Raw genomic sequence first — 25,996 nt, 5'->3', positions numbered from 1 at the left:
GAGATTGATCAAGGGGGATTGAGGGGGCCGCGTTCGCTCACCGGTCAACCGCCGGAGGTGTCCAGTTCGGCGTCCTCCCCGACGCCCGCGCAGTCGTACGGGTCCCTCAGCCAGCCGTCCGGGAGCACGACCCGGTTGTTGCCCGACGTCCGCCCGCGAGGGCCGTCCGCGCCGCCCGGCCACTCCTGGTCGAGGTCCAGCTCGTCCAGCCCGCCCCGCAGCTCCCCCAGCGACGAGGTCACGGCGAGCCGCCCCCGCATCTCCGAGCCGACCGCGAACCCCTTCAGGTACCAGGCGACATGCTTGCGGAAGTCGATGACGCCCCGCGCCTCGTCCCCGATCCACTCCCCGAGCAGCGCGGCATGGCGGACCATGACCTCGGCGACCTCCCGCAGCGAGGGCCGGGCCACCTGCCCCGCCCGCCCCTCAAACGCCGCGACCAGATCGGCGAACAGCCACGGCCGCCCGAGGCAGCCCCGCCCGACGACGACCCCGTCGCACCCGGTCGTACGGACCATCCGCAGCGCGTCGTCCGCCGACCAGATGTCGCCGTTGCCGAGCACGGGGATCTCCGGGACGTGGTCCTTCAGCCGCGCGATGGCGTCCCAGTCGGCGGTGCCGCCGTAGTGCTGGGCGGCGGTACGGCCGTGCAGCGCGATGGCGGTGACGCCCTCCTCGACGGCGATCCGGCCCGCGTCGAGATAGGTGAGGTGATCGTCGTCGATGCCCTTGCGCATCTTCATGGTGACCGGCAGGTCCCCCGCGCCGGTGACGGCCTCGCGCAGGATCGCGCGGAGCAGCGGGCGCTTGTAGGGGAGGGCGGAGCCGCCGCCCTTGCGGGTCACCTTGGGGACCGGGCAGCCGAAGTTCAGATCGATGTGATCGGCGAGGCCCTCCTCCGCGATCATGCGGACGGCCTTGCCGACGGTCGCCGGGTCCACCCCGTACAGCTGGATCGAGCGCGGTGTCTCGCTCGGGTCGAAGTGGATCAGCTGCATGGTCTTCTCATTGCGCTCGACCAGCGCCCGGGTCGTGATCATCTCGCTCACGAACAGCCCCTTCCCGCCGCTGAACTCCCGGCACAGCGTGCGGAAGGGCGCGTTGGTGATCCCGGCCATGGGGGCCAGGACGACGGGCGGCCGGACGGCGTGCGGACCGATCCGCAGCGACGACGGCTGCTCGGGGGCGACGGGCGGGACGGGCGTGGGCATTCCCCCATTGTGCCGGGTGCCGGGATCGGCGTGCACCTCACCGGAGGCATATTCGTTAGTTAGCCGCACTATCGGTATCGACGTACCCTGAAGAGATGTCCGAGCTGAGTTCCCGGCCGAGTCCCCGCCGCCGGATGCTGGTGCTCGCGATCTGCTGTATGAGCCTGCTGATCGTGAGCATGGACAACACGGTACTCAACATCGCGCTCCCCTCCATGCAGCGCGATCTGCACGCGAGTACCTCGGGGCTCCAGTGGACGATCGACGCGTACACCCTGGTCCTCGCCTCGCTGCTGATGCTGGCCGGGTCCACGGCCGACCGGATCGGGCGCAAAAGGGTCTTCGTCGTCGGCCTGATCGTCTTCACCCTCGGCTCGGCGCTGTGCTCCGTGGCCCCGAGTCTGGAGACCCTGGTGGTGTTCCGGATGATCCAGGCGGTGGGCGGCTCGATGCTGAACCCGGTCGCCATGTCGATCATCACCAACACCTTCACCGAGCCCCGGGAGCGTGCCCGCGCGATCGGCGCCTGGGGCGCGGTGGTGGGTGTCTCGATGGCCGCCGGTCCACTGATCGGCGGTCTGCTGGTGGAGGCGGTCGACTGGCGGGCGATCTTCTGGATCAACCTCCCCGTCGGGATCGCCGCGCTGCTGCTGACCTGGCGGTTCGTACCGGAGTCGCGGGCGGCGAAGCCCCGCCGGGCGGACCCGGTCGGGCAGCTCCTGATCATCCTGCTGTTCGGTTCGCTGACGTACGCGATCATCGAGGCGCCGCACTCGGAGCTGTCGTACGTCCTGCCGTTCGCGGCGGTCGCGGTGATCGCGCTGGTGGCGCTGGTGCGGGTGGAGCCGAGGCGGGCGGAGCCGCTGATCGATCTGCGGTTCTTCCGGTCGGCGCCGTTCAGCGGGGCGACGGTGATCGCGATCAGCGCGTTCGCCGCGCTGGGCGGCTTTCTGTTCCTGTCGACGCTGTACCTCCAGAACGTCCGGGGCCTGGACGCCCTGCACGCGGGCCTGTGGATGCTGCCGATGGCCGTCCCTACGTTCCTGTGCGCGCCCCTGTCGGGGCGGCTGGTCGGCAGCCGGGGGCCACGGATACCGCTGCTGATCGCCGGGCTGGCGATGACGGCGGGCTCCCTGATGTTCGCCGCGTTCCACGCCGAGACCTCCGATGCGACCCTCTTCCTCGGATACGCCCTCTTCGGCGTCGGCTTCGGCTTCGTGAACGCGCCGATCACCAATACGGCGGTGTCGGGGATGCCGCTGTCCCAGGCCGGGGTCGCCTCGGCCGTCGCCTCCACCAGCCGCCAACTGGGCCAGACCCTGGGCGTCGCGATCGTCGGCGCGGTGCTCGCGGCCGGACTCGGCGGCCTGTCGTACGCGGAGGGCTTCGTGTCCGCCGCCCAGCCGGGGTGGTGGGTGCTGGTGCTGTGCGGGCTGTCGGTCCTGGCGGTCGGGGCGCTCACCAGCGGCCGGTGGGCGACGGCGACCGCGGAACGCACGGCGGAGCGTCTGAGGGCGGGGGAGGCGCGGGAGGTGGTGGGGATGGGGCGGTGACCGTCAGACACGTCATCGTGGGCCGGGGTCGGCGTGGCCGCGGTTTTCCTCAAGGCGCCCTCGTCTCCGTCGGCCATCGCGTTGCCCGGCTGCCGCCCCTCACACCTCTTCGGGCGCTGTCCGGAGCCGAGTTGGGGCTCAGGTGAGCGAGAGAGGATAACCGGGGGCGTACAGGCCTTCGCCGACGCCGATCGCCTTGTTCCCCGTCACATACACGCTGCGCATCACCAGTACGGGTGCGGGCTCGGTGAGTTCGAGCGCCTCGCGGTCGTCGGCGGTGGCCATCCGGGTGTCCACGGTCTTTGAGGCGACCTGCACGGTGTTACCTGAACGGTCCTGGTAGACGGCCTGCCATGTGGGGTCGCACGCCCGGGGCTCATCCACTTCGGGCACGATCTCGGCGACGTCGAGGTGCACCCAGGATTGCGACGCTTGCAGTACAACGGTCCCCCGGGTCACCGTCCGGGCGCGGTTCACGCACTGACCCGAGCCCAGGTGTGCGGCGACCCAGTCGGGGGCCTCCACCCGGATGCTCCGCTGGTGATTGATGGTCTCGTTCCGCTGAGCGATGCCCTCGATCCGCTTCTCGCCAACGATCAGCCTGCGGCGGTCGGAGACGAACACGCCCTTGCCCTGCTGGGAGTAGAGGTAACCCTCCGCCTTGAGCAGGGCGATTCCTCGGTACACGGCGTTGTCGCTCAGTTCGAATTGCTTCATCAGGGCCTGAGTCGGCGGGAGTTTGTCCCCGGCTTCGAGAGTGCCCAGGTCAATACGGGCCTTCAGGTAGGCGGCCATCCGAGCCACGGTGCCTGCCACTGTCGCCTCCTCAATCTTCCTATCAGATGTGGTTGACCGTACCCGATGAGTGTCCTAACTTCCCACAGGAAGTTACTTCCTACAGGAAGTTGCCCAGACCTGGTCGGGCCGACTTCCTGTGCCCGGAATTTGAGGAGTTGCTGACGTGCCGAAGCGTATTGGTCCGGTCTTCGACTGTCTGTTGCGGCTGTTACTGCCGCCGTTCGTGCGTAGTCGTGCCCGTCTGCCGCTCGCGGCCGGTGGGCAGGGTGCGGTGACATCGGGTTCCGTGACCGCGCCCGGGTCACTGCGGAGGCGAGGACAGCCCTTCGGGGAGGTTTCCCCCGAAGGGTGGGACGGGGTTCTTCTGGACACCGGTACGGCCGAGTTGGTCCGGCCGTACCTCCCCAAGTCCGAGGCGGCGCCGGAGCGGGAACGGCAACGGCTCCGGGGCTGGCAGGAGCGGGAGCGTCACCGCTTGCGCAGGCTGGGGCTCAGCTGGGAGGCGGCTGACGGCCCGGTCGGTCCCTTGGCCGTGGACGCGTCTGAGCTGCGGACGATGGCGAGGGGTGCGGTGTGGTCACGCTGACCGGAACCCCCCGGCCCCGGGTCTGTGGTGCCACCACGATGATGCCCGTCGATCTGATCGCGGTGATGTTCGCGTCGATCCACGACTCCAGCGCCCCCGGCAACGTACGGCTGTTGCTGCGCTGCCAGCTCCAGGAGCACACCAGAGGTCGTCACCAGGACCTCGTATGGGAGCTGGATGACGCGAGCGAGGGCGAGGTGTGGGTCCAGTGGGCGGACGGGGAAGCCCCCGACGCCTTCCGGGTCGTGCCCGACTGCGACACCCTCTCCGGCCCCACCCCCAAAGACGAGGCGTGCACCCTGTACGCCGGTCATCCGGGATGCCACTCCTGGCAGTACACCGACCCCGAACAGGAATCCATCGCGCACAGCCCGGACTTCCAGCGGGCCGTCTCCACCGTCCTCAAGGCTGTTGTCCAACGCGCCCCGGAACCTCCCGGGGACGGGGAGGCCACGCGGTGAACGCCGGTACCCCGCCCGCCCCGGGCACCTCACGCATGACGATCGAGACGTACCGGGTCCGCCCGGACGGCGAGCGTGTCGACCACACCCGGCAGCGGACCTACTTCCCCGGACCCGGCCCGTTGGCCCTCGCCGACACTCTCCGCTGGCCCCCCCTGCCGCTGCCCCCGCTGCCGCGCCGGCCACGGACCGCGTGCTGTCCGGTAGCCCATGAGCGCCCCTCCGTCCGGTGCTCGGCGCGACCCGGACGGAGGAGCGCATCGGCCGCCCGCTCCCCACTCTCCCACGCCGCCTTCCCTCCGCGTCGACTTCCGAAGTTCCCGTGAAGTCCGCCCTGTTGATGCCGTTACTGCCGCACACTCCCAGCCGCGTGAAAGGGTTCACCCGGATCGAACTGATCGTCGAAACGAATGCTGGAGTCGTCATGCCGCAGATCGACACAAGCAAGGTCAGCCGTTGGGATCAGCACGGGCGGGAGCACATCGTGCGTGTCGCCCGTACCGGGGTGCAGCGCACGCTCACCTGTGACACCTGCGGCTGGCTCCGGCGTGCCCAGTTCCTGCCCTGGCTGAAGGCCGAGGAGCATCTCGCCGAGGCCCACCAGGCCACCGTCGACCCCGCCGCGCCCTCCCCCGGCACGGGCTGAACCCCCGGGTGGGCCCGGCGTTCGCGGTCCGGTGTCAGTCCTCACTACGCCTTGTTCCCGGCCCCGGCGTCAGCCCCCTCCGCCTCACCCCCGACCCGGCGTCAGCCCCCTCCGCCTCACCCCCGACCCGGCATCAGCTCCTCCGGCTCATTCCCGGTCCCCCGGCACCAGGATGGACTTCCCCACCGCCGTCCGCCGCGCCAGCGCCTCATGCGTCTCGGCCGCCCGCTCCAGCGGATACGTCGCCCCGATCACCGGCCGGGGACCGCCCCGCGCGGTCAGTGCGAGCGCCCGGGTCAGCATCTCCCGGACGATCTCCGGGCCCGGCGGGCCGGACTCCAGGGTGTTGATCGCCGTCACCCCCCGGCGCCGCGCGGTCTCCGGGTCGATGTCCGCGAAGCCGTCCGACGTGCCGTAGGTGAGGAAGCGGCCTCCCTTGGCCACCGTCTCGAACACCTCCCGGCCCAGCGGGCCACCGGCGCCGTCGAACGCCACCTCCACCCCGGCGCCGTCCGTCGCCTCCCGCACGTGCCGGAGCCAGTCCGGCTCGCTGTAGTCCACCGTGAGGGTGGCACCCAGCTCCGCCGCCAGCGCGCGTTTGCGGTCGCCCCGGGCCGCCGCGATCACCCGCGCTCCCGACTCCCGCGCCCACTGCACCACCAGCGAGCCCGCGCCCCCGGCCGCCGCCGCGACCAGCACCCAGGCGCCCTTCTCGATCCGCGCCTCGTCGATCAGGATCTGCGCGGTCACCGCGTCGTGCAGCAGCGCCGCCGCCTGCGGGAACGCCACCCCCTCCGGGATCTCCACGACATCCGCCGTCTCCGCGACCATCCGCTCCGCATAGCCGCCGCTGCCCCGGGCCAGCACCGGTCGGCCGATCCAGCCGGGGTCCACCCCCTCCCCCACCGACAGCACCCGCCCGGCGCCGCCGCCCCCGGGGACATAGGGCAGCTCCAGCGGGAAGTAGTCCCCGCCCCAGCCCGCGCGCAGCAGGGTGTCCAGGAAGATGACATCGGCGGCGGCGATCCCGACGACCAGTTGCCCGGGTCCGGCCACCGGGTCGGCGACCTCCCGCACGACCATGACCTCCGGCCCGCCGAACTCCCGTATCTGAATAGCCCGCATCGCTCTCACCACTCCCGTTCAGGAACCGACGCCGGGCGGCGCCCCTGGGCGCTCGCTCCACGTCCGTCCGGCTGTCCGGCCGGCACTTCCATGACCGGCCTCCGCTGGGAACCGTAGAACCGCAAGCGCGGTTGAGGTCAAGGGAAGGGCCGACCGCCGGGCCGACCACCGAGGCGGGCGCCGGGTCACCCACCCCGGGATGCCCAGGCAGGCGCTCGGCTACGACGACCGCAGCCCCCCGACCAGCAGCCCCAGCATCGCCTCCAGGTCGGTCTCCACCTCCGGCCGCACCCACTCCGCCGCGTAGCACGGGTCGTGGAACCGGCCGCTGGCCTGGAACAGCACCCGGGCGGTGAGCTGTTCGTCGGCCGTGTGGAACGCGCCCGCCGTCACCCCGTCCCCGACTATCCGGGCCAGTTGGGCGGTGAGGTCGGTGATGTGGTCGTCGACCGCCTGGACCGCCTCGTCGACCAGGACCATATAGGTCGCGAACAGCTCGGGGTCCTCGCCCGCCTTGCGTCGCTTGGCCTCGAACAGCGCCCACAGCCAGGAGCGCAGCCGCTCCTCCGGGTCGCCGTCCCCCTCGGCGATCACGGCCAGACTCTCGGACGTACGGTCCAGCCACCGCTTGGTCACCGCCTCGCGCAGCGCCGCCTTGGTGCGGAAGTGGCGGTACACACTGCCGTGGCTGACGCCGAGCGCGCGGGCCACGTCGACCACGGTGGCCTTGGCCGGTCCATGGCGGCGCAGCACCTCTTCGGTCGCCTCAAGGATGCGCTCGGCGGTGAGGGTCTCACTGGTGGGTGGCATGGCGTCGACCGTACCGGGCGGACCGGTCAGCGTTCGCTGTCGAGGTGGGCCATCTGTCCCGTCGGGTAGCGCTCGCCCGCCGCCGCCCCGGCCGGGACCGCCCGCTCGATCGCCGCGAGGTCGGCCTCGTCCAGCGTGACATCCAGCGCGCCGAGCGCCTCCGTCAGCCGGTCCCGGCGCCGGGCACCGACCAGCGGCACGATGTCGTCGCCTCTGCCCAGCACCCAGGCGATGGCGATCTGCGCGACGCTCACACCCTTGCGCCCGGCGATCTCGCGCAGGGACTCGACCAGCTCCAGATTGCGCCGGAGGTTCTCGCCCTGGAAGCGCGGGGACATCGCGCGGAAGTCCTGGGCGCCGAGCTGCCGGTCGGCTCTGAAGTGGCCGGAGATCAGACCGCGGGAGAGCACTCCGTACGCCGTGATCCCGATGCCCAGCGCGCGGGCGGTGGGCAGGATCTCGGTCTCCAGGGAGCGGGAGAGCAGCGAGTACTCGATCTGGAGGTCCGAGATCGGGGCTGCGGCGGCGGCCCGCCGGAGGGTCTCGGCGCCGACCTCGCTGAGGCCGATGTGCCGGACGTACCCCTGCTCCACCAGTTCGGCGATGGCGCCGACGGTCTCCTCCACCGGGACGTCCGGGTCGAGGCGGGCGATCCGGTAGATGTCGATGTGGTCGGCGCCGAGGCGCTGGAGGGAGTACGCCGCGAAGTTCTTCACGGCGGCGGGTCTGCCGTCGTAGCCGCTCCAGCCGCCGTCCGGGTCGCGCAGGGCGCCGAACTTCACGCTGATCAGCGCCTGTTCACGGCGGGCCGCGGGGGCGGTGCGCAGGGCCTCGCCGATGAGCAGTTCGTTGTGCCCCATGCCGTAGAAGTCGCCGGTGTCCAGCAGGGTCACACCGGCCTCCAGCGCGGCGTGGACGGTCGCGAGGGACTCGGCCCGGTCCGCCTCGCCGTACAGCGCGGACATGCCCATACAGCCGAGACCGAGGGCGGAGACCTGGGGGCCGGTGGTGCCGAGGGAGCGGGTCTGTGTGCTCATACCTCCACCATGACATGACAGCTGACAGATTTCAATATCTGTCAGCTGTCATGTGTCAGGTGCCGGACGTCAGGTGCCGGGCGTCAGGCGTCAGGCGCCCTCTTGTCGGTCGTCAGTCATCGCCCCCACCCTCATGGCTGCAATTGGTCCAGACCTATTGACGAATGGTCTGGACCGCGCGACTGTCATGTCTACGACATCCATGACGCCCCCCACGACGCCCACGACACCCGCGACACCCACGGCTCGGTCGCCCCACCAGAAGACCCTGGAGGTCCCGTATGCGGTCCCGTATGTGGTCCCGAATGCTCCGCAGGCTCCGTGCAGCCGGAACGGCCCGCCGCAGACCGCGGCTGCTGGCCGCCGCGCTCGCGACCGTCTGTCTCGCCCCCCTCACCATCGCCCTCGCCCAGCCCGCCGCCGCCGTCGAGACCTGCGCGGTCAAGTCCCGGCCCGCCGGCAAGGTGCTCCAGGGCTACTGGGAGAACTGGGACGGCGCCGCCAACGGGGTCCACCCGCCCTTCGGCTGGACCCCGATCACCGACTCCCGGATCGGCCAGCACGGCTACAACGTCATCAACGCGGCCTTCCCCGTGATCCTCTCCGACGGCACCGCGCTGTGGCAGGACGGCATGGACACCGGGGTGAAGGTGGCCACGCCGTCCGAGATGTGCGCCGCGAAGGCGGCCGGGCAGACGATCCTGATGTCGATCGGTGGCGCCACCGCCGGTATCGACCTCAGCTCCGCCACCGTCGCCGACCGCTTCATCGCGACCATCGTGCCGATCCTGAAGAAGTACAACTTCGACGGCATCGACATCGACATCGAGACCGGTCTCGTCGGCAGCGGCAACATCAACACCCCCTCCGCGTCCCAGGCCAATCTGATCCGCATCATCGACGGCATCCTCGCCCAGATGCCGTCCAACTTCGGCCTCACCATGGCCCCGGAGACGGCCTACGTCACCGGCGGCAGCGTCGTCTACGGCTCCATCTGGGGCGCGTACCTCCCGATCATCAAGAAGTACGCCGACAACGGCCGCCTGTGGTGGCTCAACATGCAGTACTACAACGGCAGTTTCTACGGCTGCTCCGGTGACTCCTACTCCGCCGGCACCGTCCAGGGCTTCATCGCCCAGACCGACTGCCTCAACCGCGGCCTGGTCATCCAGGGCACCACGATCCGCGTCCCGTACGACAAGCAGGTGCCCGGACTGCCCGCCCAGTCCGGCGCGGGCGGCGGTTACATGTCCCCGTCCCTGGTCTCCCAGGCGTGGCGGAACTACGGCACCAGCCTCAAGGGCCTGATGACCTGGTCCATCAACTGGGACGGCTCCCGCAACTGGACCTTCGGCGACAATGTGAAGGCCCTGCAAGGCCGTTGAGGCGAGGGACGGCGGCCTAGCGCGAGGTGACCGCCAGCTTCGCGCCGAGCGCCACGAACGACCCCGCGAAACTCCGCCGCAGCCATGCCATCACCCTCGGCCGGGAGATGACATGGCTGCGCACGGACGCCGCCAGCACCCCGTACACCGCGAAGACCACGAACGTCGCCAGCATGAAGACCCCGCTCAGCGCCAGCATCCGCACCAGCGCGTGCGGCTCACCGGGGCTGACGAACTGGGGCAGGAACGCGAAGAAGAAGATGGTCAGCTTGGGGTTGAGGATATTGATCAGCACACCCCGCCAGATCATCTGCCCCGACGACAGCGGCGTGCCCCCGCCCTCGACGCCGATCGCCTCCCGGTCCCTGAGGGTGGCCCACGCCATGTAGAGCAGATAGGCGACCCCGGCGTACTTGAGCACCTGGAACGCGGTGGCGCTGGTGTGCAGCAGCGCGGCGACACCGGTGATCGTGGCCAGCATGTGCGGGACGATCCCGACCGTGCACCCCAGCGCCGCGACGACGCTGGCCCGCCGCCCGTGCGACAGCCCGGCCGCGAGGGTGTAGACGACGCCGGTCCCGGGGGTGGCGACCACCACGAGGGTGGTCAGCAGAAACGCGATACTCATACGCCCCACCCTGGCGGCCGGGCCCGGCGCCGCCACAGGGCCAATGGGGGGCGGTTATCGGGGACCACATCGCGCCGCCCCCGCACACACGCCGGACAAGCAGAACGCCCACCCTCCTCCCGACCGAATCGGGTGGTGGGTGGGCGTCACCGGAGATGGTCGACACACCAGGTCGGCGTCACACCAAGTGACCGAGAAACCAGGTGCCCGGAAAACCAAGTGACCCGGAAACCCGGACCTCAGCAGCCCAGCAAGCGCCCCGCCAAGTACCCCTCGATCTGGTCGAGAGACACCCGCTCCTGCTTCATCGAGTCCCGCTCACGCACCGTGACCGCGTTGTCCTCCAGCGTGTCGAAGTCGACGGTCACGCAGTACGGCGTACCGATCTCGTCCTGGCGCCGGTAGCGGCGGCCGATCGCGCCGGCGTCGTCGAACTCGATGTTCCAGTTCTGCCGCAGCGCCTGGGCGAGCCCCTTCGCCTTCGGCGACAGCTCGGGGTTGCGGGACAGCGGCAGCACGGCGACCTTGACCGGCGCGAGCCGGTGGTCGAGCCGCAGCACGGCCCGGCGCTCCAGCTTGCCCTTGGCGTTGGGCGCCTCGTCCTCGACATAGGCGTCCAGCAGGAATGCCAGCATCGCCCGCCCGACACCGGCCGCCGGCTCGATGACATACGGCGTCCAGCGCTCCTGGGCCTCCTGGTCGAAGTAGGACAGGTCCTGGCCGGACGCCTTGGAGTGGGCACCGAGGTCGTAGTCGGTGCGGTTGGCGACGCCCTCCAGCTCACCCCACTCGCTGCCGCCGAACTGGAAGCGGTACTCGATGTCGGCGGTGCGCTTGGAGTAGTGGGAGAGCTTCTCCTTCGGGTGCTCGTACCACCGCATGTTCTCCTCGCGCAGGCCCAGGCCGGTGTACCAGTTCCAGCGCTGCTCCATCCAGTACTCCTGCCACGTCTCGTCCTCGCCCGGCTTGACGAAGAACTCCATCTCCATCTGCTCGAACTCACGGGTGCGGAAGATGAAGTTGCCGGGCGTGATCTCGTTGCGGAAGGACTTGCCCATCTGCGCGATGCCGAACGGCGGCTTGCGCCGCGAAGTCGTCTGCACCTGGGCGAAGTTGGTGAAGATGCCCTGGGCCGTCTCCGGACGGAGGTAGGCGACCGAGCCGGTGTCCTGGGTGGGGCCGAGATGGGTGGAGAGCAGGCCGGAGAACGACTTGGGCTCGGTGAACTGGCCCTTGGTGCCGCAGTTGGGGCAGTTGATGTCCGCGAGGCCGTTCTCGGGGGCGCGGCCCTTCTTCTCCTGGTACGCCTCCTCCAAGTGGTCCGCGCGGAACCGCTTGTGGCAGGAGGTGCACTCGGTGAGCGGGTCGGTGAAGGTGGCGACATGGCCGGAGGCGACCCACACCTCGGGGGCCAGGATGACGGACGAGTCGATACCGACGACGTCCTCGCGCGACGTCACCATGTAGCGCCACCACTGGCGCTTGAGGTTCTCCTTGAGCTCGACACCCAGCGGCCCGTAGTCCCAGGCGGCGCGCTGTCCGCCGTAGATCTCACTGCAGGGGAATACGAAGCCACGGCGCTTGCTCAGGCTGACGATGGTGTCGATCTTGTCGGCGGCCACGGTGCTCTCTTCATTACGACGACGGGCGACGAAGCGAGATGCTTCAGAGCGAATGCTTCAGGTTACCGGCGGGGGCTCCCCCTCGGCCAAATCGGTGCGGGCCCCGGTCCGATCCCGCCGAGCGGCACCCCGCGGCCACCGGCGGCCGGGAACGGTTTGTTGACAATCGTTTCCAGAATTGTTGAAAATGACTGTCATGAACGTACGACGACACCTCATACCCACGGCGGCCGTGACCGCTCTGGGTCTCGCCGCCCTCACCGCCTGCTCGTCCGGTACCGGCTCCGCGGCGGGCAACACCGACAAGTTCGATGTCGTCGCCTCGTTCTATCCGATGCAGTTCCTCGCCGAGCAGATCGGCGGGGACCATGTGAACGTCACCACCCTGACCGAGCCCGGCCAGGAACCGCACGACCTGGAGCTGAGCGCCCGGCAGACCGCACAGCTCGGCGAGGCCGACGCGGTGCTCTACCTCAAGAGCCTCCAGCCCGCCGTGGACGAGGCGGTCTCCCAGTCCGAGGTGGGTACGAAGATCGACGCCGCCTCCCTGACCGCCCTGGAGGACCACGGCGGCGCAGGCCACAGCCACGAGGGCGAGGACGCCCCGGCCGAGGACGAGCACGCCCTCGACCCGCATGTCTGGCTGGACCCCGTGAAGTACGCCGAGATCGCCGAGGGCGTCGGCGCCGCCTTCGAGAAGGCCGACCCGGACCACGCGGCCGACTACCGCAAGAACACCGAGACCCTGACCGGCAAGCTCGACGCGCTCGACGCGCGCTTCACCGAGGGCCTCAAGGACACCACCACCAAGGTCTTCTTCACCAACCACGCCGCCTTCGGCTATCTCGCCGAGCGCTACGGGCTCACCCAGGAGGCCATCAACGGCCTGGACCCGGAGAGCGAGCCCAGCCCGGCCCGGATCAAGGAACTCCAGCAAGAGGCCAAGGCCGACGGAGTCACCACCGTCTTCTACGAGACGCTCGTCTCCGACGAGACCGCGAAGACCCTCGCCGCGGACGCGGGTCTGCGCACCGATGTCCTGGACCCCCTCGAAGGCATCACCGACCGGTCCAAGGGCGACGACTACCTCCAGGTCATGGACGCCAACCTGGCGTCACTGGAACAGGCCCTGGGCAGCGAATGACGGCAGCAGCGGCAACGGCTACGGAGGATGCCATGGGCGGGAACGGTGCGGCGGAGGCCGTGATCTCCGTGCGCGGAGTGCGCGCCGAGCTGGGCGGACGGCCCGTGCTGCGCGGGATCGACTTCACGGTGGGCCGCGGCGAGGTCGTCGCACTGCTCGGCGCGAACGGCTCGGGCAAGTCCACCGCCGTGCGCGCGGTGATCGGGCAGGTGCCGGTGGGCGCCGGGCGGATCGAGCTGTTCGGCACCGACCGCGCCCGCTTCCGCGACTGGGCACGCCTCGGGTACGTCCCACAGCGCACCACGGCCGCGGGCGGGGTGCCCGCCACGGTGAGCGAGGTGGTCTCCGCGGGCCGTCTCTCCCGCACCCGCTTCGGCGTCTTCCGCAAGGCCGACCGCGCGGCGGTGCACCGGGCCCTGGAACTGGTCGGGATGGCCGACCGGGCGAAGGACCCCGTCGACGCGCTCTCCGGCGGCCAGCACCAGCGGGTGCTGATCGCCCGCGCGCTGGCCTCCGCGCCGGAACTGCTGATCATGGACGAGCCGATGGCGGGCGTCGATCTGGCCAGCCAGGAGGTGCTGGCCGCCGCCCTGCGCGACCAGGTCGCCGCCGGTGCGACGGTGCTGCTGGTGCTGCACGAACTGGGACCGCTGGAGCCGCTCATCGACCGCGCGGTGGTGCTCCGCGACGGCTGTGTCCTGCACGACGGCCCGCCGCCCAAGGCCCTCGGCCAGCACGCCCTGCCCGGCCACGACCATGTCCACCCGCACGCACCCCAGGGTGCCGGCCCCCTCCGTACAGGACTGCTCAGCTGATGGAGATCCTCGACTACGCCTTTATGCAGCGGGCGCTGCTCGCCGCCGTTCTGGTCGGCATCACCGCCCCCGCCGTCGGCATCTATCTCGTCCAGCGCCGCCAGGCCCTGATGGGCGACGGCATCGGCCATGTCGCCATGACCGGCGTCGGCCTCGGCTTTCTGCTGTCCTGGTCGCCGGTGTGGATGGCCACCCTGGTCTCGGTGCTCGGCGCGGTCCTGATGGAGCTGATCCGCTGGTACGGCCGCACCCGCGGCGACATCGCCCTCGCCATGCTCTTCTACGGCGGTATGGCCGGCGGCGTGATGTTCATCAATCTCGCGCCCGGCGGCTCCAACGCCAATCTCACCTCGTATCTCTTCGGCTCGCTGTCGACGGTGTCGTCGTCCGATGTGACCGCGATCTGCCTGCTCGCGGCGTTCGTGATGCTGGTCACGCTGGGCCTGCGGCGGCAGCTGTTCGCGGTGAGCCAGGACGAGGAGTTCGCGCGGGTGACGGGGCTGCCGGTGCGGGCGCTGAATCTGCTGACCGCGATCACCGCGGCGGTCACGGTGACCGTGGCGATGCGGGTGGTCGGGCTGCTGCTGGTGTCGGCGCTGATGGTGGTGCCGGTGGCGGCGGCGCAGCAGCTCAGCCGGAGCTTCGCGGTGACCTTCGCGGTCGCCGTCGCGATCGGGGTGGCCGTGACCCTCGGCGGTACGGTGACCTCGTACTACCAGGATGTGCCGCCCGGGGCGACGATCGTGCTGCTGACCATCGGCGCGTTCCTGGTGCTGACCGCGGTGTCGCTGCCGCTGGCCCGGCGCCGGGCACGGCTCGCCGCCGCCGCGCACCCCGCCTCGGACCCCGCGGAATGCATGGTTCCAGCCGCTCGTGGAGCGGGTAGGGAGATCGGCGTCTGACCGCGGACCAGCCGGGCTGGCACAATGGCGCCCGGCACAACGCAGACGCAAGGAGGCAACCAGTGACCACCGCTGGACCGCCCGTGAAGGGCCGCGCCACCCGGCAGCGTGCCGCCGTGGCCGCCGCTCTGGACGAGGTCGACGAGTTCCGCAGCGCCCAGGAACTGCACGACATGCTCAAGCACAAGGGCGACGCGGTCGGGCTGACCACGGTGTACCGGACGCTCCAGTCGCTGGCCGACGCCGGTGAGGTCGATGTGCTGCGCACGTCCGACGGGGAGTCGGTGTACCGCCGGTGCTCCACCGGGGAGCACCATCATCATCTGGTGTGCCGGGCGTGCGGGAAGGCGGTGGAGGTGGCGGGGCCCGCGGTGGAGTCCTGGGCCGAGGCGATCGCCGCGGAGCATGGGTTTGTGAATGTGGCGCACACCGTGGAGATTTTCGGTACGTGTGAGGAGTGCGCTGCGGGGTCTTCGGGGGCGTGAGCGCCGTTTTGGCTGAGCTGCGTTTCGGGCTTTCCCGTGGTGGGGGCTGGTCGCGCAGTTCCCCGCGCCCCTTCGTGGGGGGGCCTGCGGCCCCCCCCAGACCCCCCGCTAGGGCTGTCGGCCTTCCATCGCCAGGAGTTCCTCGTTCGGGATCGCGCCTCCGAAGCGGCGGTCCCTGGAGGCGTATTCGAGGCAGGCCCGCCAGAGGTCGCGGCGGTCGAAGTCGGGCCACAGGACGTCCTGGAAGACCATCTCCGCGTAGGCGCTCTGCCACAGCAGGTAGTTGGAGGTGCGCTGTTCGCCGCTGGGGCGCAGGAACAGATCCACATCCGGCATATCCGGGTAGTACAGGTATTTCGCGAAGGTCTTCTCGTTGACCTTGTCGGGGTCGAGACGGCCGGTGCGGATGTCCTCGGCGAGGGCCTTGGCGGCGTCGGCGATCTCGGCCCGGCCGCCGTAGTTCATGCAGAAATACAGGGTGAGACGGTCGTTGTCGACGGTCTGTTCCTGGGCGATCTGGAGTTCCTTCGCCACCGACTTCCACAGCTTCGGCATCCGGCCCACCCAGCGGACCCGCACCCCGAGCGAGTCGAGCTGGTCGCGGGACTTGCGGATGAAGGTGCGGTTGAAGTTCATCAGGAACCGCACCTCGTCGGGCGAGCGCTTCCAGTTCTCGGTGGAGAAGGCGTACAGGGAGATACTGCCGACGCCCATCTCGATCGCGCCCTGGAGGACATCGAGCACCCGCTCCGCGCCGACCTTGTGGCCCTCGGTGCGGGGCAGCCCGCGTTCCTTGGCCCAGCGGCCGTTGCCGTCCATGACGATCGCCACATGGCGCGGGATCAGTTCACCGGGCAGCTTCGGCGGGCGGGCGCCGGAGGGGTGCGGTTCCGGCCTGCTGTACTCGCGGCGCTGGCGTCCCAGGATCCCGCGTACCACCATGTGTTTCTCGTCTCCCTGTGCTGTGAGCTGAGTGCTGTGAGGGCTGTGAGGCTGTAGGTGCTGCGTGTGCTGTGAGGGGCTGTGTGCCGTGACGGCTGTGGGGTGCTGTGGGCTTACTTCTCGACGTATCTGAGGGAGCGCAGGCCGCGTTCCAGGTGCCAGTGCAGATAGGCGGAGACCAGCCCGCTGCCCTCCCGGACGTACCGGGGCTCGCAGGTGTCCGCCGTGTCCCAGTCGCCGGTGAGCAGCGCCCCGAGCAGGGCGAGGCTCTGCGGTGAGGGTACGACGCTGCCCGGTACCCGGCAGTCCCCGCAGACCGAGCCGCCGGAGCCGACCGAGAAGAAGCGGTTGGGGCCGGGCAGACCGCATTTCGCGCAGTCGCCGAAGCTGGGCGCGTAGCCGTTGACGGCGAGGGAGCGCAGCAGGAAGGCGTCCAGGACGAGGTGCGGGGCGTGCTCGCCGCGGGCGAGGGTGCGCAGCGCGCCGACCAGCAGCAGATACTGCTGGACGGCCGGTTCGCCCTCGTGGTCGGTGAACCGCTCGGCGGTCTCCAGCATGGCGGTGCCGGCGGTGTAGCGGGCGTAGTCGGTGACGATGCCGCCGCCGTACGCGGCGATGGTCTCGCTCTGGGTGCACAGCGGCAGACCGCGGCCGATCAGTTCGCCGCCACGGGCGAAGAACTGCACATCGACATGGGAGAACGGTTCCAGCCGGGCGCCGAACTTGGACTTGGTGCGGCGCACCCCGCGGGCCACCGCCCTGACCCGGCCGTGGCCCCGGGTGAGCAGGGTGATGATGCGGTCGGCCTCACCGAGCTTCTGCGTCCGCAGCACGATGCCGTCGTCCCGGAACAGGCTCATCGCCGCGCACCTCCATCGGTGCGGGTCCGGGAGACCTCGGTCGGTCCCCCGGGAGGGCGCGGCGCCTGCCGGTGCGGCTCACCCGCCGGGTGCGGGGGACGCGGGGTGTCGGCGCGGGACGGGGTCATGGCCCCATTCTTGCCCACGCGACCGGTGCGCGTGGTCGCCGCAGCCCCTTCAAGGGACCTCGCCCCGGCTGCGCGCGTTCTGGTAGGCGGTGGCCGCGCGCAGCCGCTCGGCCCCGCTGGCCGCCCGGACCGTACCGGGCGGGCAGTCCCACTCCCGGCCGCCGCCGAAGGGCCGCAACTGGATGTACGGCCCTTCATGGCCCATGACGACGCCGACCTGACCCGTACGGGTGTCGACGACGTACGAGCCGATCGGCGGCTTCGGTGTACTCACAGCGCAGCCGCCTCGATGCGCCCGGGTACCGGAGAAATCCCGGCCTTTTCGCCTGCGGCCCGCATTTTTTTCAACGTTCCCTCCACCTCTTCGGCGCATCGCGCCGCGCCCTGTACTGCCCCGTGACTCCCCGGCTTTTCCGTATCTCATGCTTTTGGCTTCATGGCGGTACGGCGGGCCGTAGACTCACGGCCTCTTTTGTTCCGCCGGGATACAAGTGCCTGGCCATTCAAGGGTGTTGGGCATGACCAGGAGCCGATTCGGTACCTGGTGTGGGGTGCGTGACCGGCCTTGAGGAGACCGTACCGCGCCGTCGGGAAAATCTCGGCCAAAATTGTGGCGGCCCTTAACCGGGCTTCGGCCCCATTCCGTAAATCGGCGCCGTTTTCGAGCAGTTGCGGGGGAATTCGAGGCGGGCGGGGAGAGTTACCGCCGACCGGAGCGGCGCCCTCCGGGGAGCCGCCGGGCGACCGCCGGGGACGCGGGGCGGCGGGCCGTCCGGGAGGTGGGGCCGGAGCCGTCACATCGGCGCCGCCGAGGGGGCGCTTCGGCCATTCGTGTGTGCCCCCTTGACTACACAGTGTGGCTTTCCTATGGTCGCGATGATCAGGATATAGAACGTCGTATCTCCTGATTTACGCCTCTGTCCGTGCCGCCACTCCCACCCCGTTCCCCCCTCGCTCCCCGCTCCCCACTTCTCCACTTCTCCACTTCTCCACGTTTCCTCTCCCCCCACCGCTGGAGGACCCGTGCGCGATGTGTCCCGTGGCGTTCCGGTGCCGTCGCGCCGGGCGTTCCTGAAGCACACCGGGGCGCTGGGCGCCGTCGCGGCGGTGTCGCTGACCGGGTGCGGGCCCGAGTCGACCATCTACACCGGCGGCGGCTCGGGCGGCGACCGCTCGCTGACCGCGGTGATCGGCTACGGCAACGACGGCAACTGGGATCCGACGCAGACGGCGTCCGCGTTCGCCATGGCCGCCAACCACCACATCTACGAGGGACTGGTCGACACCGAGCCGATCTCCCGGGCGCCCTACCCGGCGCTGGCCACCGCGCTGCCGCCGGACCCGTCCGCCACCACCTGGGCGTTCACCCTGCGGGAGGGGGCGCGGTTCCACGACGGGTCGCCGGTCACGGCGGACGACGTGGTGTTCGTCTTCGACCGGATCCTCGATCCGGACACCCCGACCCTCGCCAAGGGGTTCTTCGCGCCCTGGCTGAAGGCGGTGACCCGGGTCGACGCGCGGCGGGTGCGGCTGGAGCTGAAGTTCCCCTTCCCGGACGGGGTGTCCCGGCTGACCCTGGCGAAGGTCATGCCCCGGCGGGTGTTCTCCCGGCCGGGTGCCTGGGACGACGCGATCAAGGGGCTGGCGGTCGGCTCGGGGCCGTACCGGCAGTCGGCGCACCACCCGAAGTCCAACACCACCTTCGAGGCGTTCGACCGCTACAACGGGCCGCGTCCGCCCGCCTTCCGGTCGATGAACTGGCTGACCATCGTGGACGCCGCCCCCCGGGTCGCGATGATCTCCGGCGCCGGGGCGGGTGTGCAGATCGCGGACAACATCCCGTACGCCAACATCGGCCAGCTGGAGGGCGGGGGGATGGCGGTGGGCAGCGGGGCCGGGATGAACAACCTGTTCCTGATGTTCAACACCGCGCACGAGCCGTTCGGCGATGTCCGGGTGCGGCAGGCGCTGCGCTACGCCGTGGACACCGACACCATCGTGGCGGTGGCGCTCAAGGGCCACGGCCGGGCGGCGACCTCGTTCCTGGACGAGGGCAATCCGTCGTACCGGCGAGCCAGGACCGTCTACGGGTACGACCCGGACCGGGCCAAGGCGCTGCTGAAGGAGGCGGGGGCGGGCGGGCTGAGCGTGGAGCTGATGGCGTCGAACGTCAGCTGGATCATGGACTGTCTGCCGACCATCAAGGCGTCCTGGGACGCGATCGGGGTGCGGACCACCCTCGCCCCGCAGGAGACCACGGCGGTCTTCACCAAGCTGGACCAGAAGCAGGACTACCAGGTGGTGGCCGCGGCCTCGAACCCCAACCAGTTCGGCATCGACGCCGATCTGATCATGCATTACAACTACGGCCCCGAGAACCTGTGGATGGGCTACACCCGGTGGGCGGCCGACCCGGTGGCGATGCGGCTGTTCCGGGAGATGGACCGGGCGACCCGGGAGCCGGACCCGGAGCGCAAGAAGGCCCTGGTCCAGGACTACATCGATCTCGTCGCCGAGCAGGCGGTGCTGTACCCGGTGGTGCACAACGCGCTGATGACCGCCTGGGACCCGCGCCGGCTCGGCGGGGTCAGGGCGCAGCCGTACCCGGGGATCAATCTGCTTCAGGCCCAGTGGGTCTGACCGAACGGAGGGGAGTCGCGCGTGGTCGCCGTCGTCCGGATTCTCGTCCGCCGGATCCTGCTGCTGGTGCCGCTGATGCTGGGCATCGCGCTGTTCGTCTTCGTCGTCATGGGGTTCTCGGACGTCGATCCGGCGTCCGCGTTCTTCCAGGGCGCCAATCCGACGCCGGAGCAGCTGCACGACTTCCGGGCGGAGCACGGTCTGCTGGACCCGCTGCCGGTGCGGTACCTGCACTTCGTGGGCGATCTGCTGCACGGCGATCTGGGCACCAGCGCGCTGACCCGGGGCGAGGTCCTCGACCAGGTGCTGACCGCGCTGCCGCTGACCGTGCAGCTGACGTTCCTGGGGCTGGGCATCGCGGTGGTGCTGTCGCTGATCGGCGGGGTGACCGCGGCGATCTACCGGGACCGGACGCCGGACCAGATCATCCGGGTCGTCTCGCTGATCGGGGTCGCGGCGCCCGGGTTCTGGCTGGCGCTGCTGATGATCCAGTACTTCGCGGTCGGCCTCGGCTGGTTCCCGGCGGGCGGCTACATCAACCCGGCCGACTCGGTCACCGGCTGGCTGCGCACCCTGACGCTGCCCGCCCTCGCGCTGTCCCTGCCGGTCGCCGCCCAGCTCACCCGGATCGTGCGCACCTCGATGGTCGAGGAACTCGACAAGGACTATGTCCGCACCGCCATCGGCAGCGGGCTGCCGCCCCGGGTGGTGGTCGGCCGGAACGTGCTGCGCAACGCCCTGATGAACCCGCTGACCGTGCTGGGGCTGCGGGTCGGCTATCTGCTGGGCGGCGCGGTCGTCATCGAGACGATCTTCTCGCTGCCCGGGATGGGCAAGCTGATGATCGACGCCGTGAAGAACGGCGACCCGGCGGTCGTCCAGGGAGTCGTGATCACCACGGCGATCGGGTTCGTCGTGGTCAACCTGGTCATCGACATCCTGTACCTGCTGGTCAACCCGCGACTGAGGGACTCGACCGCATGATCATGACCCGCAAGGCCCTGACCGAGGCCCTCGCCCGTCCCGGGGTCCGGCTGCGCGGCTGGCGCCGGCTGCCGCTGCTGTCGAAGCTCGCCCTGTGCTTCCTGGCCCTGGTGGTGCTGGTGGCCGTCCTCGCGCCCCTGGTCGCGCCCTATGACCCGCTGGCGCAGTTCCCGCCGGTCGACGGGAGCGGGCATCCTTCGGCCGCGCACTGGATGGGCCAGGACAGCGTCGGCCGGGACATCCTCAGCCGGCTGGTCTTCGGCGCCCGCTGGTCCCTCGCCATCGGCCTCGGGGCGACCGGGCTGGCGCTGGTGGCGGGCGCGGTCATCGGCGCGGTCGCGGCGACCTCGCGCCGGGCGGTGGACGAGACGCTGATGCGCTGTCTGGATGTGGTGATGGCGTTCCCCGGGATCGCGCTGGCGGCGGTCCTCGTCGCCGTGTTCGGCGGCGGCATCACCGTGCTGATCTGCGCCATCGCGTTTCTGTTCACCCCGCCGGTGGCGCGGGTGGTGCGGGCGAACGTGCTCGACCAGTACGGCGAGGACTATGTCACCGCCGAGCGGGTCATCGGCGCCCGCACCCCGCACATCGTGTGGCGGCACGTGGCGATCAACTGCGCCGCGCCGGTGCTGGTGTTCTGCACGGTCCAGGTCGCCGAGGCGATCGTGTTCGAGGCGTCGCTGTCGTTCATCGGGGCGGGGGTGCGGCCACCGGACCCGTCCTGGGGCAGTGTCATCGCCGACGGGAAGAACATGGTGCTGACCGGCGGCTGGTGGGCGACGGTCTTCCCCGGGCTGCTGATGCTGGTGACCGTGCTGTCGCTGAACGTGCTGTCCGAGGGCGTCTCGGACGCCTGGGCCGCCCCGGCGCCCCGCGAGGTGCCGGTCCGCCCCGGCGCCGACGGGCACACCGACCCGCTGGAGTCCCCCGAGCCCGGCACCGGCGAGGTGCCTGCGCTGCCCGGTCTCACCGACGCCGCCCGGCGGCTGCGGTCCCGGGCCCGGCCGCTGCCCGGTGGTCCGGCGGTGCTGGCGGTGGAGAACCTGGCGATCGGGTTCCCGGGCCGCCACGGGGGCGTCGACATCGTGGACGGCATCAGCTTCGAGGTACGGGCAGGTGAGGTGCTCGGGCTGGTCGGCGAGTCGGGCTGCGGCAAGTCACTGACCGCGCTGACCGTGATGGGCCTGGAGCCCAAAGGGGCCCGGGTGCGCGGCCGGATCCGCTTCCGGGAGCGCGATCTGCTCACCGAGCCGGTCCGGGTACGGCGGCGGCTGCTCGGCCATGAAATGGCGATGGTCTACCAGGACGCCCTGTCCTCCCTCAACCCGGCGATGACCATCCGCGCCCAGCTCAAACAGGTCGTCCGGCGCGGCGGCCGGCGCAGCCCCGCCGAACTCCTCACCCTGGTCGGCCTCGACCCCGAACGCACCCTGCGCAGCTATCCGCACGAACTCTCCGGCGGCCAGCGCCAGCGCGTCCTGATCGCCATGGCCCTGTCCCGCGACCCCCGGCTGATCGTCGCCGACGAGCCCACCACCGCGCTCGACGTCACCGTGCAGGCCCAGGTGATGGAACTCCTGCTGCGGCTCCGCGCCGAACTGGGCTTCGCCCTGGTCCTGGTCTCCCACGACCTCGCCCTGATCGCCGACATCACCGACCGGGTGGTGGTGATGTACGGCGGCCAGATCGTGGAGAGCGGGGTGACCGCGGACCTGGTGGAGACACCGGCCCACCACTACACCCGGGGGCTGCTCGGCAGTGTGCTGTCCCTGGAGGGCGGGGCGCAGCGGATGACGCAGATCAGGGGCGTCGTCCCGTCCCCGGCGGACTTCCCGCCGGGCTGCCGCTTCGCCGACCGCTGCCCCCGCGCGACGGAACGCTGCCGGACGACGGCCCCCGCGCTGACCGGCACGGCCACCCATCTGGCGGCCTGCCACCACCCGGCGATCGCCCTGGTGTCGACGGAGAGCGAGCCGGTCGGATGAACCTGCCCGGCGGAGGGGAGCGGACACGATGAACGCCCTCGTCAAACCCGACGGCCTCGGCGAGACGGACGGCCCCCCGCCCCCGCCCCTCGTCACCGTCACCGCCGCCCATGTCGTCCACAAGGCCCGCAGCGGCGGCGTCTTCACCCGCGACCGCGTCCACGCCCTGACCGCCGCCGATCTCACCATCGCGCCCGGCGAGACGGTCGGGGTGGTCGGCGAGTCCGGCTGCGGCAAGTCCACCCTGGCGAAGGTCCTGGTGGGCGTGGAGCGCCCGGCGTCGGGCACGGTGGCGTTCCGGGGCCGGGACCTGTGGGCGATGTCGCCGGGTGAGCGGCGGACCGTCATCGGCGGCTCCACCGGCATGATCTTCCAGGACCCCTCGACCGCGCTGAACCGTCGGCTGACCGTCCGCCGGATCCTGCGCGACCCCCTCGATGTGCACGCCCGCGGCGACCGGGCCGGGCGGGAGGAGCGGGTGCGGGAGCTGATGGCCCTGGTGGGGCTGCCGCCCGCCCTCGCCGACGCCCTTCCGGGCCAGCTCTCCGGCGGTCAGCGCCAGCGCGTGGCCATCGCCCGCGCCCTCGCCCTGGACCCCGAGCTGGTGGTCGCCGACGAGCCGACCAGCGCCCTCGACGTATCGGTCCGCGCCCAGATCCTCAATCTCCTGCTGGACCTCAGGGAACGCCTCGGCCTCGCCCTGGTCTTCGTGTCGCACGACATCCAGACGGTACGGCGGATGAGCGACCGGGTGATCACCATGTATCTGGGCCGGATCGTGGAGGAGACCCCGGCCGCCCGGGTCACCGAGCACTCCCGACACCCCTACACCCGGGCCCTGTTCTCGGCAACGCCCGGACTGCTGCACCCGATCGACCCGATCCCGCTGGTGGGCCCGGTGCCGTCGGCGACCCGCCCGCCGAGCGGCTGCCCGTTCCGCACCCGCTGCTGGAAGGCCGACCAGGTCTGCATGGACGAATTGCCTGATTTTACGGCCACGTCTGAGCCCGGCCACCGCTTCCGCTGTCACCATCCTGTGGAGGAGGACGAGTCGACCCGCGATCTCGCCCGCCGGAGCCACCCCCGGGAGATCTGATGCCCCTGCCCGCCCCCCTCACCGGTGTCGTCCCGCCCGTCTGCACGCCCCTGACGCCCGAGGGCGAGGTGGACGTCCCCTCGCTGGAGCGGCTGGTGGACCATCTGGTGGCGGGCGGGGTGCACGGCCTGTTCGTCCTCGGTTCGACCTCCGAGGCGGCCTATCTGACGGACGCCCAGCGCCGGCAGGTGGTGGAGACCGTCGCCGGACATCTCGGCGGTTCCCTGCCGGTCCTGGCGGGCGCGATCGACATGACGACCCCCCGGGTCCTGGACCACATCGCCGCGGCGGCGGCAGCGGGCGCCGACGCGGTCGTGGCCACCGCCCCGTTCTACACCCGCACCCACCCCGCCGAGATCGACCGCCACTACCGCCTGCTCGCCGAGCGCTCCGCCCTCCCGGTCGTCGCCTACGACCTCCCCCGCTCGGTGCACTCCAAGCTCTCCCCCTCCCTGGTCCTGGCCCTGGCCGCCGACGGTGTCCTGGCGGGCCTGAAGGACTCCAGCGGCGACCTCGGCGGCTTCCGCGAGGTCGTTCTCGGGGCCCGCGCGATCCCCGGCTTCAGCGTGCTGACCGGCTCCGAGGTGGTGGTGGACGCGGCCCTCGCGCTCGGCGCCGACGGGGCGGTCCCCGGCCTCGCCAATGTCGACCCGCACGGCTATGTCCGCCTCTACCGGCTCGCCCGCGCCAACGACCCCGAGCGGGCCCGCGCCGAACAGGAACGGCTGTGCGCCCTGTTCGGCCTGGTCGGCGTCGGCGACCCGGCCCGGATGGGCGGCAGTTCCTCCGCCCTCGGCGCCTTCAAGGCGGCCCTGCACCTACGGGGCGTCATCGCCTGCCCGGCGACCGCCGCCCCCCAGATCCCGCTGTCACCGGACGAGGTCGAACACGTCGGCAAGTACCTGGCCACCGCCGGACTCCTCTGACCCGGCCGACCCCTGCTCCCCGAAGTCCCCCAGCCGCCGGAACTCGATCGTCTCGTACGCGCTCGACACCCCGGTCTCGTACAGGACCCCCACCGCCTCCGGGCCGAGCGGCACGAGGTCCGAGTAGGCGGCCCGCCGCTCGGACAGGGTGAGCGCCGTGCGGAAGCTCCGCCCGCCGTCGGCACTGCTCCACAGGGCCATGGACTGACGGGCGGTGGGCACGGACGGCCCGGAGAACAGCAGCGGCCCCTCGTCCGGCATCTGGAGCACACTCCCCTGCACGATCGGTACGTCATCGAGGGCGGGCTGGACGGCGTAGGGCCGGACGAGGCTCTCGCCGCCGTCGCGGGACCAGGCGTGCAGCCGGTTGCCGGTACCGGTGCCGTGCTGGTCGCGGGCGGAGAAGTAGAGCCGCCCGTCGGTGAGCTGGGCGGCGCTGGACTCATTGGCGTTGTCGACGCCGTCGTACGTGTCGTCCACGAACCCGATCCGCCAGTTCACGCCCCCGTCGTCGCTGTAGAGGGCGTGGGCGCCGTACCAGCGGGGCTCCTGGCCGGTGTCGGCGGACCCGGCGGGCGGCGCGGCGGAGTGGTTGGCGGCGACGACCAGACGCCCCTGGTGCCGCCCGTGGGTGAGGGCGACGGCGTGCCCCGGCCCCGTCGCGTACCAGCGCCAGCCCGGCGGCTTCACCTGCCCGGTGATCTCCCGGGGCGCCCCGAAGGACCGCCCGTCGTCCGCGCTGCGCTGCACGAAAACCCGCCTGCTCCGCTCCGCGGTCACCTCCCCCCGCATGATCTGCGCCTCGGTGACCTGCCCGCCGTTGGAGGAGGTGAGCAGGACGACGTCCCCGGTCCCCGGGTCGACCACGGGCGCCGGGTTCCCCCGGGTGTCCCCCTCCCCCGCGGCCACCACGCTCACCGGCCCCCAGGTGCACCCCCCGTCCCCCGACCGCCGCACCACGACATCGATGTCCCCACTGTCCCCGGCCCCGTCCCGCCGCCCCTCGGCGAACGCCAGCACGGTCCCCTGCGGGGTGCGGACGACGGCGGGGATGCGGTAGGTGTCGTAGCCGCCTCGGGAGGCGGTGTAGGGGACGGACGCCTCACATCCTCCGGCGGCATGGGACGGAAGGGCGCCGCTGAGGGGCGTGAACAGCACGGCAGAGGCAACCAGCACACGACCAAGAAGTCTCATCCGCCCATGCTCACCGACACCCCATCAATACCC

24 protein-coding genes are annotated in these 25,996 nt (G+C 71.0%); 13 read left to right on the top strand and 11 right to left on the bottom strand.

Annotated elements, in window-relative coordinates:
• Positions 1-44: 44 nt before the first annotated feature.
• A complete protein-coding gene (gene dusB / locus ABZX40_RS17650; RefSeq protein WP_355731630.1) occupies positions 45-1,211 on the bottom strand; it encodes a tRNA dihydrouridine synthase DusB in 1,167 nt (388 codons plus the stop codon).
• A gap of 95 nt (positions 1,212-1,306) precedes the next feature.
• On the opposite strand from dusB, the gene ABZX40_RS17645 reads away from it, so the two are divergent.
• Positions 1,307-2,764, top strand: a complete 1,458-nt coding sequence (locus ABZX40_RS17645; RefSeq protein WP_355731628.1) for an MFS transporter — start codon at positions 1,307-1,309, stop codon at positions 2,762-2,764.
• A 138-nt stretch (positions 2,765-2,902) separates the two neighbouring features.
• Here ABZX40_RS17645 and ABZX40_RS17640 read toward each other — a convergent pair whose 3' ends face one another.
• The gene (locus ABZX40_RS17640) at positions 2,903-3,559 is read right to left on the bottom strand and encodes a GntR family transcriptional regulator (RefSeq protein ID WP_355731626.1); all 657 of its coding nucleotides are present in this window, start codon (positions 3,557-3,559) and stop codon (positions 2,903-2,905) included.
• A 576-nt stretch (positions 3,560-4,135) separates the two neighbouring features.
• On the opposite strand from ABZX40_RS17640, the gene ABZX40_RS17635 reads away from it, so the two are divergent.
• Both ABZX40_RS17635 and ABZX40_RS17630 read left to right on the top strand, forming a co-directional pair.
• A complete protein-coding gene (locus ABZX40_RS17635) occupies positions 4,136-4,609 on the top strand; it encodes a hypothetical protein (protein WP_355731624.1) in 474 nt (157 codons plus the stop codon).
• Positions 4,610-5,033: 424 nt separating this feature from the next.
• Positions 5,034-5,255 carry a hypothetical protein gene (locus ABZX40_RS17630; protein WP_355732120.1) on the top strand — a complete coding sequence of 74 codons (222 nt, stop codon included), beginning with the start codon at positions 5,034-5,036 and terminating at the stop codon, positions 5,253-5,255.
• Between the two features lie 147 nt (positions 5,256-5,402).
• Here the strand turns inward: ABZX40_RS17630 and ABZX40_RS17625 are convergent, their stop codons facing one another.
• The 3 genes from ABZX40_RS17625 to ABZX40_RS17615 all read right to left on the bottom strand — a co-directional run bounded on the left by ABZX40_RS17625 (position 5,403) and on the right by ABZX40_RS17615 (position 8,227).
• Positions 5,403-6,380, bottom strand: a complete 978-nt coding sequence (locus ABZX40_RS17625; protein WP_355731622.1) for a zinc-binding dehydrogenase — start codon at positions 6,378-6,380, stop codon at positions 5,403-5,405.
• 219 nt (positions 6,381-6,599) lie between these two features.
• On the bottom strand, positions 6,600-7,190 hold the full coding sequence (locus tag ABZX40_RS17620; protein WP_355731620.1) for a TetR family transcriptional regulator: 591 nt from the start codon (positions 7,188-7,190) through the stop codon (positions 6,600-6,602).
• Positions 7,191-7,216: 26 nt separating this feature from the next.
• Positions 7,217-8,227, bottom strand: a complete 1,011-nt coding sequence (locus ABZX40_RS17615) for an aldo/keto reductase (protein ID WP_355731618.1) — start codon at positions 8,225-8,227, stop codon at positions 7,217-7,219.
• Positions 8,228-8,532: 305 nt separating this feature from the next.
• Between ABZX40_RS17615 and ABZX40_RS17610 the strand changes: the two genes are divergently transcribed.
• Positions 8,533-9,612 carry a chitinase gene (locus tag ABZX40_RS17610; RefSeq protein ID WP_355731616.1) on the top strand — a complete coding sequence of 360 codons (1,080 nt, stop codon included), beginning with the start codon at positions 8,533-8,535 and terminating at the stop codon, positions 9,610-9,612.
• 16 nt (positions 9,613-9,628) lie between these two features.
• Here ABZX40_RS17610 and ABZX40_RS17605 read toward each other — a convergent pair whose 3' ends face one another.
• Positions 9,629-10,240: a LysE family translocator gene (locus ABZX40_RS17605; RefSeq protein WP_355731614.1), complete on the bottom strand. Its 612-nt coding sequence runs from the start codon at positions 10,238-10,240 to the stop codon at positions 9,629-9,631.
• Positions 10,241-10,479: 239 nt separating this feature from the next.
• On the bottom strand, positions 10,480-11,862 hold the full coding sequence (locus ABZX40_RS17600) for a glycine--tRNA ligase (RefSeq protein ID WP_355731612.1): 1,383 nt from the start codon (positions 11,860-11,862) through the stop codon (positions 10,480-10,482).
• Between the two features lie 196 nt (positions 11,863-12,058).
• Here ABZX40_RS17600 and ABZX40_RS17595 point away from each other — a divergent pair, with 196 nt between their 5' ends.
• The 4 genes from ABZX40_RS17595 (at position 12,059) to ABZX40_RS17580 (ending at position 15,208) form a co-directional block, all read left to right on the top strand.
• Positions 12,059-13,006 carry a zinc ABC transporter substrate-binding protein gene (locus ABZX40_RS17595; RefSeq protein WP_355731610.1) on the top strand — a complete coding sequence of 316 codons (948 nt, stop codon included), beginning with the start codon at positions 12,059-12,061 and terminating at the stop codon, positions 13,004-13,006.
• A 32-nt stretch (positions 13,007-13,038) separates the two neighbouring features.
• A complete protein-coding gene (locus ABZX40_RS17590; RefSeq protein ID WP_355731608.1) occupies positions 13,039-13,821 on the top strand; it encodes a metal ABC transporter ATP-binding protein in 783 nt (260 codons plus the stop codon).
• Positions 13,821-14,723, top strand: a complete 903-nt coding sequence (locus ABZX40_RS17585) for a metal ABC transporter permease (protein WP_355731606.1) — start codon at positions 13,821-13,823, stop codon at positions 14,721-14,723. Before ABZX40_RS17590 ends, ABZX40_RS17585 begins: the two co-directional genes overlap by 1 nt.
• Positions 14,724-14,785: 62 nt before the next feature.
• A complete protein-coding gene (locus ABZX40_RS17580; RefSeq protein WP_355731604.1) occupies positions 14,786-15,208 on the top strand; it encodes a transcriptional repressor in 423 nt (140 codons plus the stop codon).
• 108 nt (positions 15,209-15,316) lie between these two features.
• On the opposite strand, the gene ABZX40_RS17575 is transcribed toward ABZX40_RS17580, so the two are convergent.
• From ABZX40_RS17575 to ABZX40_RS17565, 3 genes are all read right to left on the bottom strand, one after another.
• Complete coding sequence (locus ABZX40_RS17575) at positions 15,317-16,150, bottom strand: isoprenyl transferase (RefSeq protein ID WP_355731602.1); 834 nt, start codon at positions 16,148-16,150, stop codon at positions 15,317-15,319.
• Positions 16,151-16,263: 113 nt separating this feature from the next.
• Positions 16,264-17,010, bottom strand: a complete 747-nt coding sequence (gene recO / locus ABZX40_RS17570; protein WP_355731600.1) for a DNA repair protein RecO — start codon at positions 17,008-17,010, stop codon at positions 16,264-16,266.
• Positions 17,011-17,187: 177 nt separating this feature from the next.
• Positions 17,188-17,412, bottom strand: a complete 225-nt coding sequence (locus ABZX40_RS17565; RefSeq protein WP_355731598.1) for a hypothetical protein — start codon at positions 17,410-17,412, stop codon at positions 17,188-17,190.
• Between the two features lie 749 nt (positions 17,413-18,161).
• Between ABZX40_RS17565 and ABZX40_RS17560 the strand changes: the two genes are divergently transcribed.
• Genes ABZX40_RS17560 through ABZX40_RS17540 form a run of 5 tightly spaced genes read left to right on the top strand, consistent with a single transcriptional unit; the run spans position 18,162 to position 24,769 of the window.
• The gene (locus ABZX40_RS17560) at positions 18,162-19,778 is read left to right on the top strand and encodes an ABC transporter substrate-binding protein (RefSeq protein WP_355731596.1); all 1,617 of its coding nucleotides are present in this window, start codon (positions 18,162-18,164) and stop codon (positions 19,776-19,778) included.
• 21 nt (positions 19,779-19,799) lie between these two features.
• Positions 19,800-20,762 (top strand): ABC transporter permease, encoded by a 963-nt coding sequence (locus ABZX40_RS17555; protein WP_355731594.1) that lies wholly within the window; start codon positions 19,800-19,802, stop codon positions 20,760-20,762.
• Positions 20,759-22,747 (top strand): dipeptide/oligopeptide/nickel ABC transporter permease/ATP-binding protein, encoded by a 1,989-nt coding sequence (locus ABZX40_RS17550; protein ID WP_355731592.1) that lies wholly within the window; start codon positions 20,759-20,761, stop codon positions 22,745-22,747. Before ABZX40_RS17555 ends, ABZX40_RS17550 begins: the two co-directional genes overlap by 4 nt.
• A 28-nt stretch (positions 22,748-22,775) precedes the next feature.
• Positions 22,776-23,843, top strand: coding sequence for an ABC transporter ATP-binding protein (locus ABZX40_RS17545; RefSeq protein ID WP_355731590.1), 1,068 nt, complete (start codon positions 22,776-22,778; stop codon positions 23,841-23,843).
• Positions 23,843-24,769, top strand: a complete 927-nt coding sequence (locus ABZX40_RS17540) for a dihydrodipicolinate synthase family protein (RefSeq protein WP_355731589.1) — start codon at positions 23,843-23,845, stop codon at positions 24,767-24,769. Before ABZX40_RS17545 ends, ABZX40_RS17540 begins: the two co-directional genes overlap by 1 nt.
• Here ABZX40_RS17540 and ABZX40_RS17535 read toward each other — a convergent pair.
• Positions 24,713-25,963 (bottom strand): sialidase family protein, encoded by a 1,251-nt coding sequence (locus tag ABZX40_RS17535; protein ID WP_355731587.1) that lies wholly within the window; start codon positions 25,961-25,963, stop codon positions 24,713-24,715. The two genes, ABZX40_RS17540 and ABZX40_RS17535, sit on opposite strands and share 57 nt — an antisense overlap.
• Positions 25,964-25,996: the final 33 nt, after the last annotated feature.

This window comes from Streptomyces sp. NPDC004610 (genome assembly GCF_040609715.1).
Lineage (GTDB): Bacteria > Actinomycetota > Actinomycetes > Streptomycetales > Streptomycetaceae > Streptomyces.
Note: the sequence above shows the minus strand (reverse complement) of the source record. Positions and strands in the feature narration are given on the sequence as shown.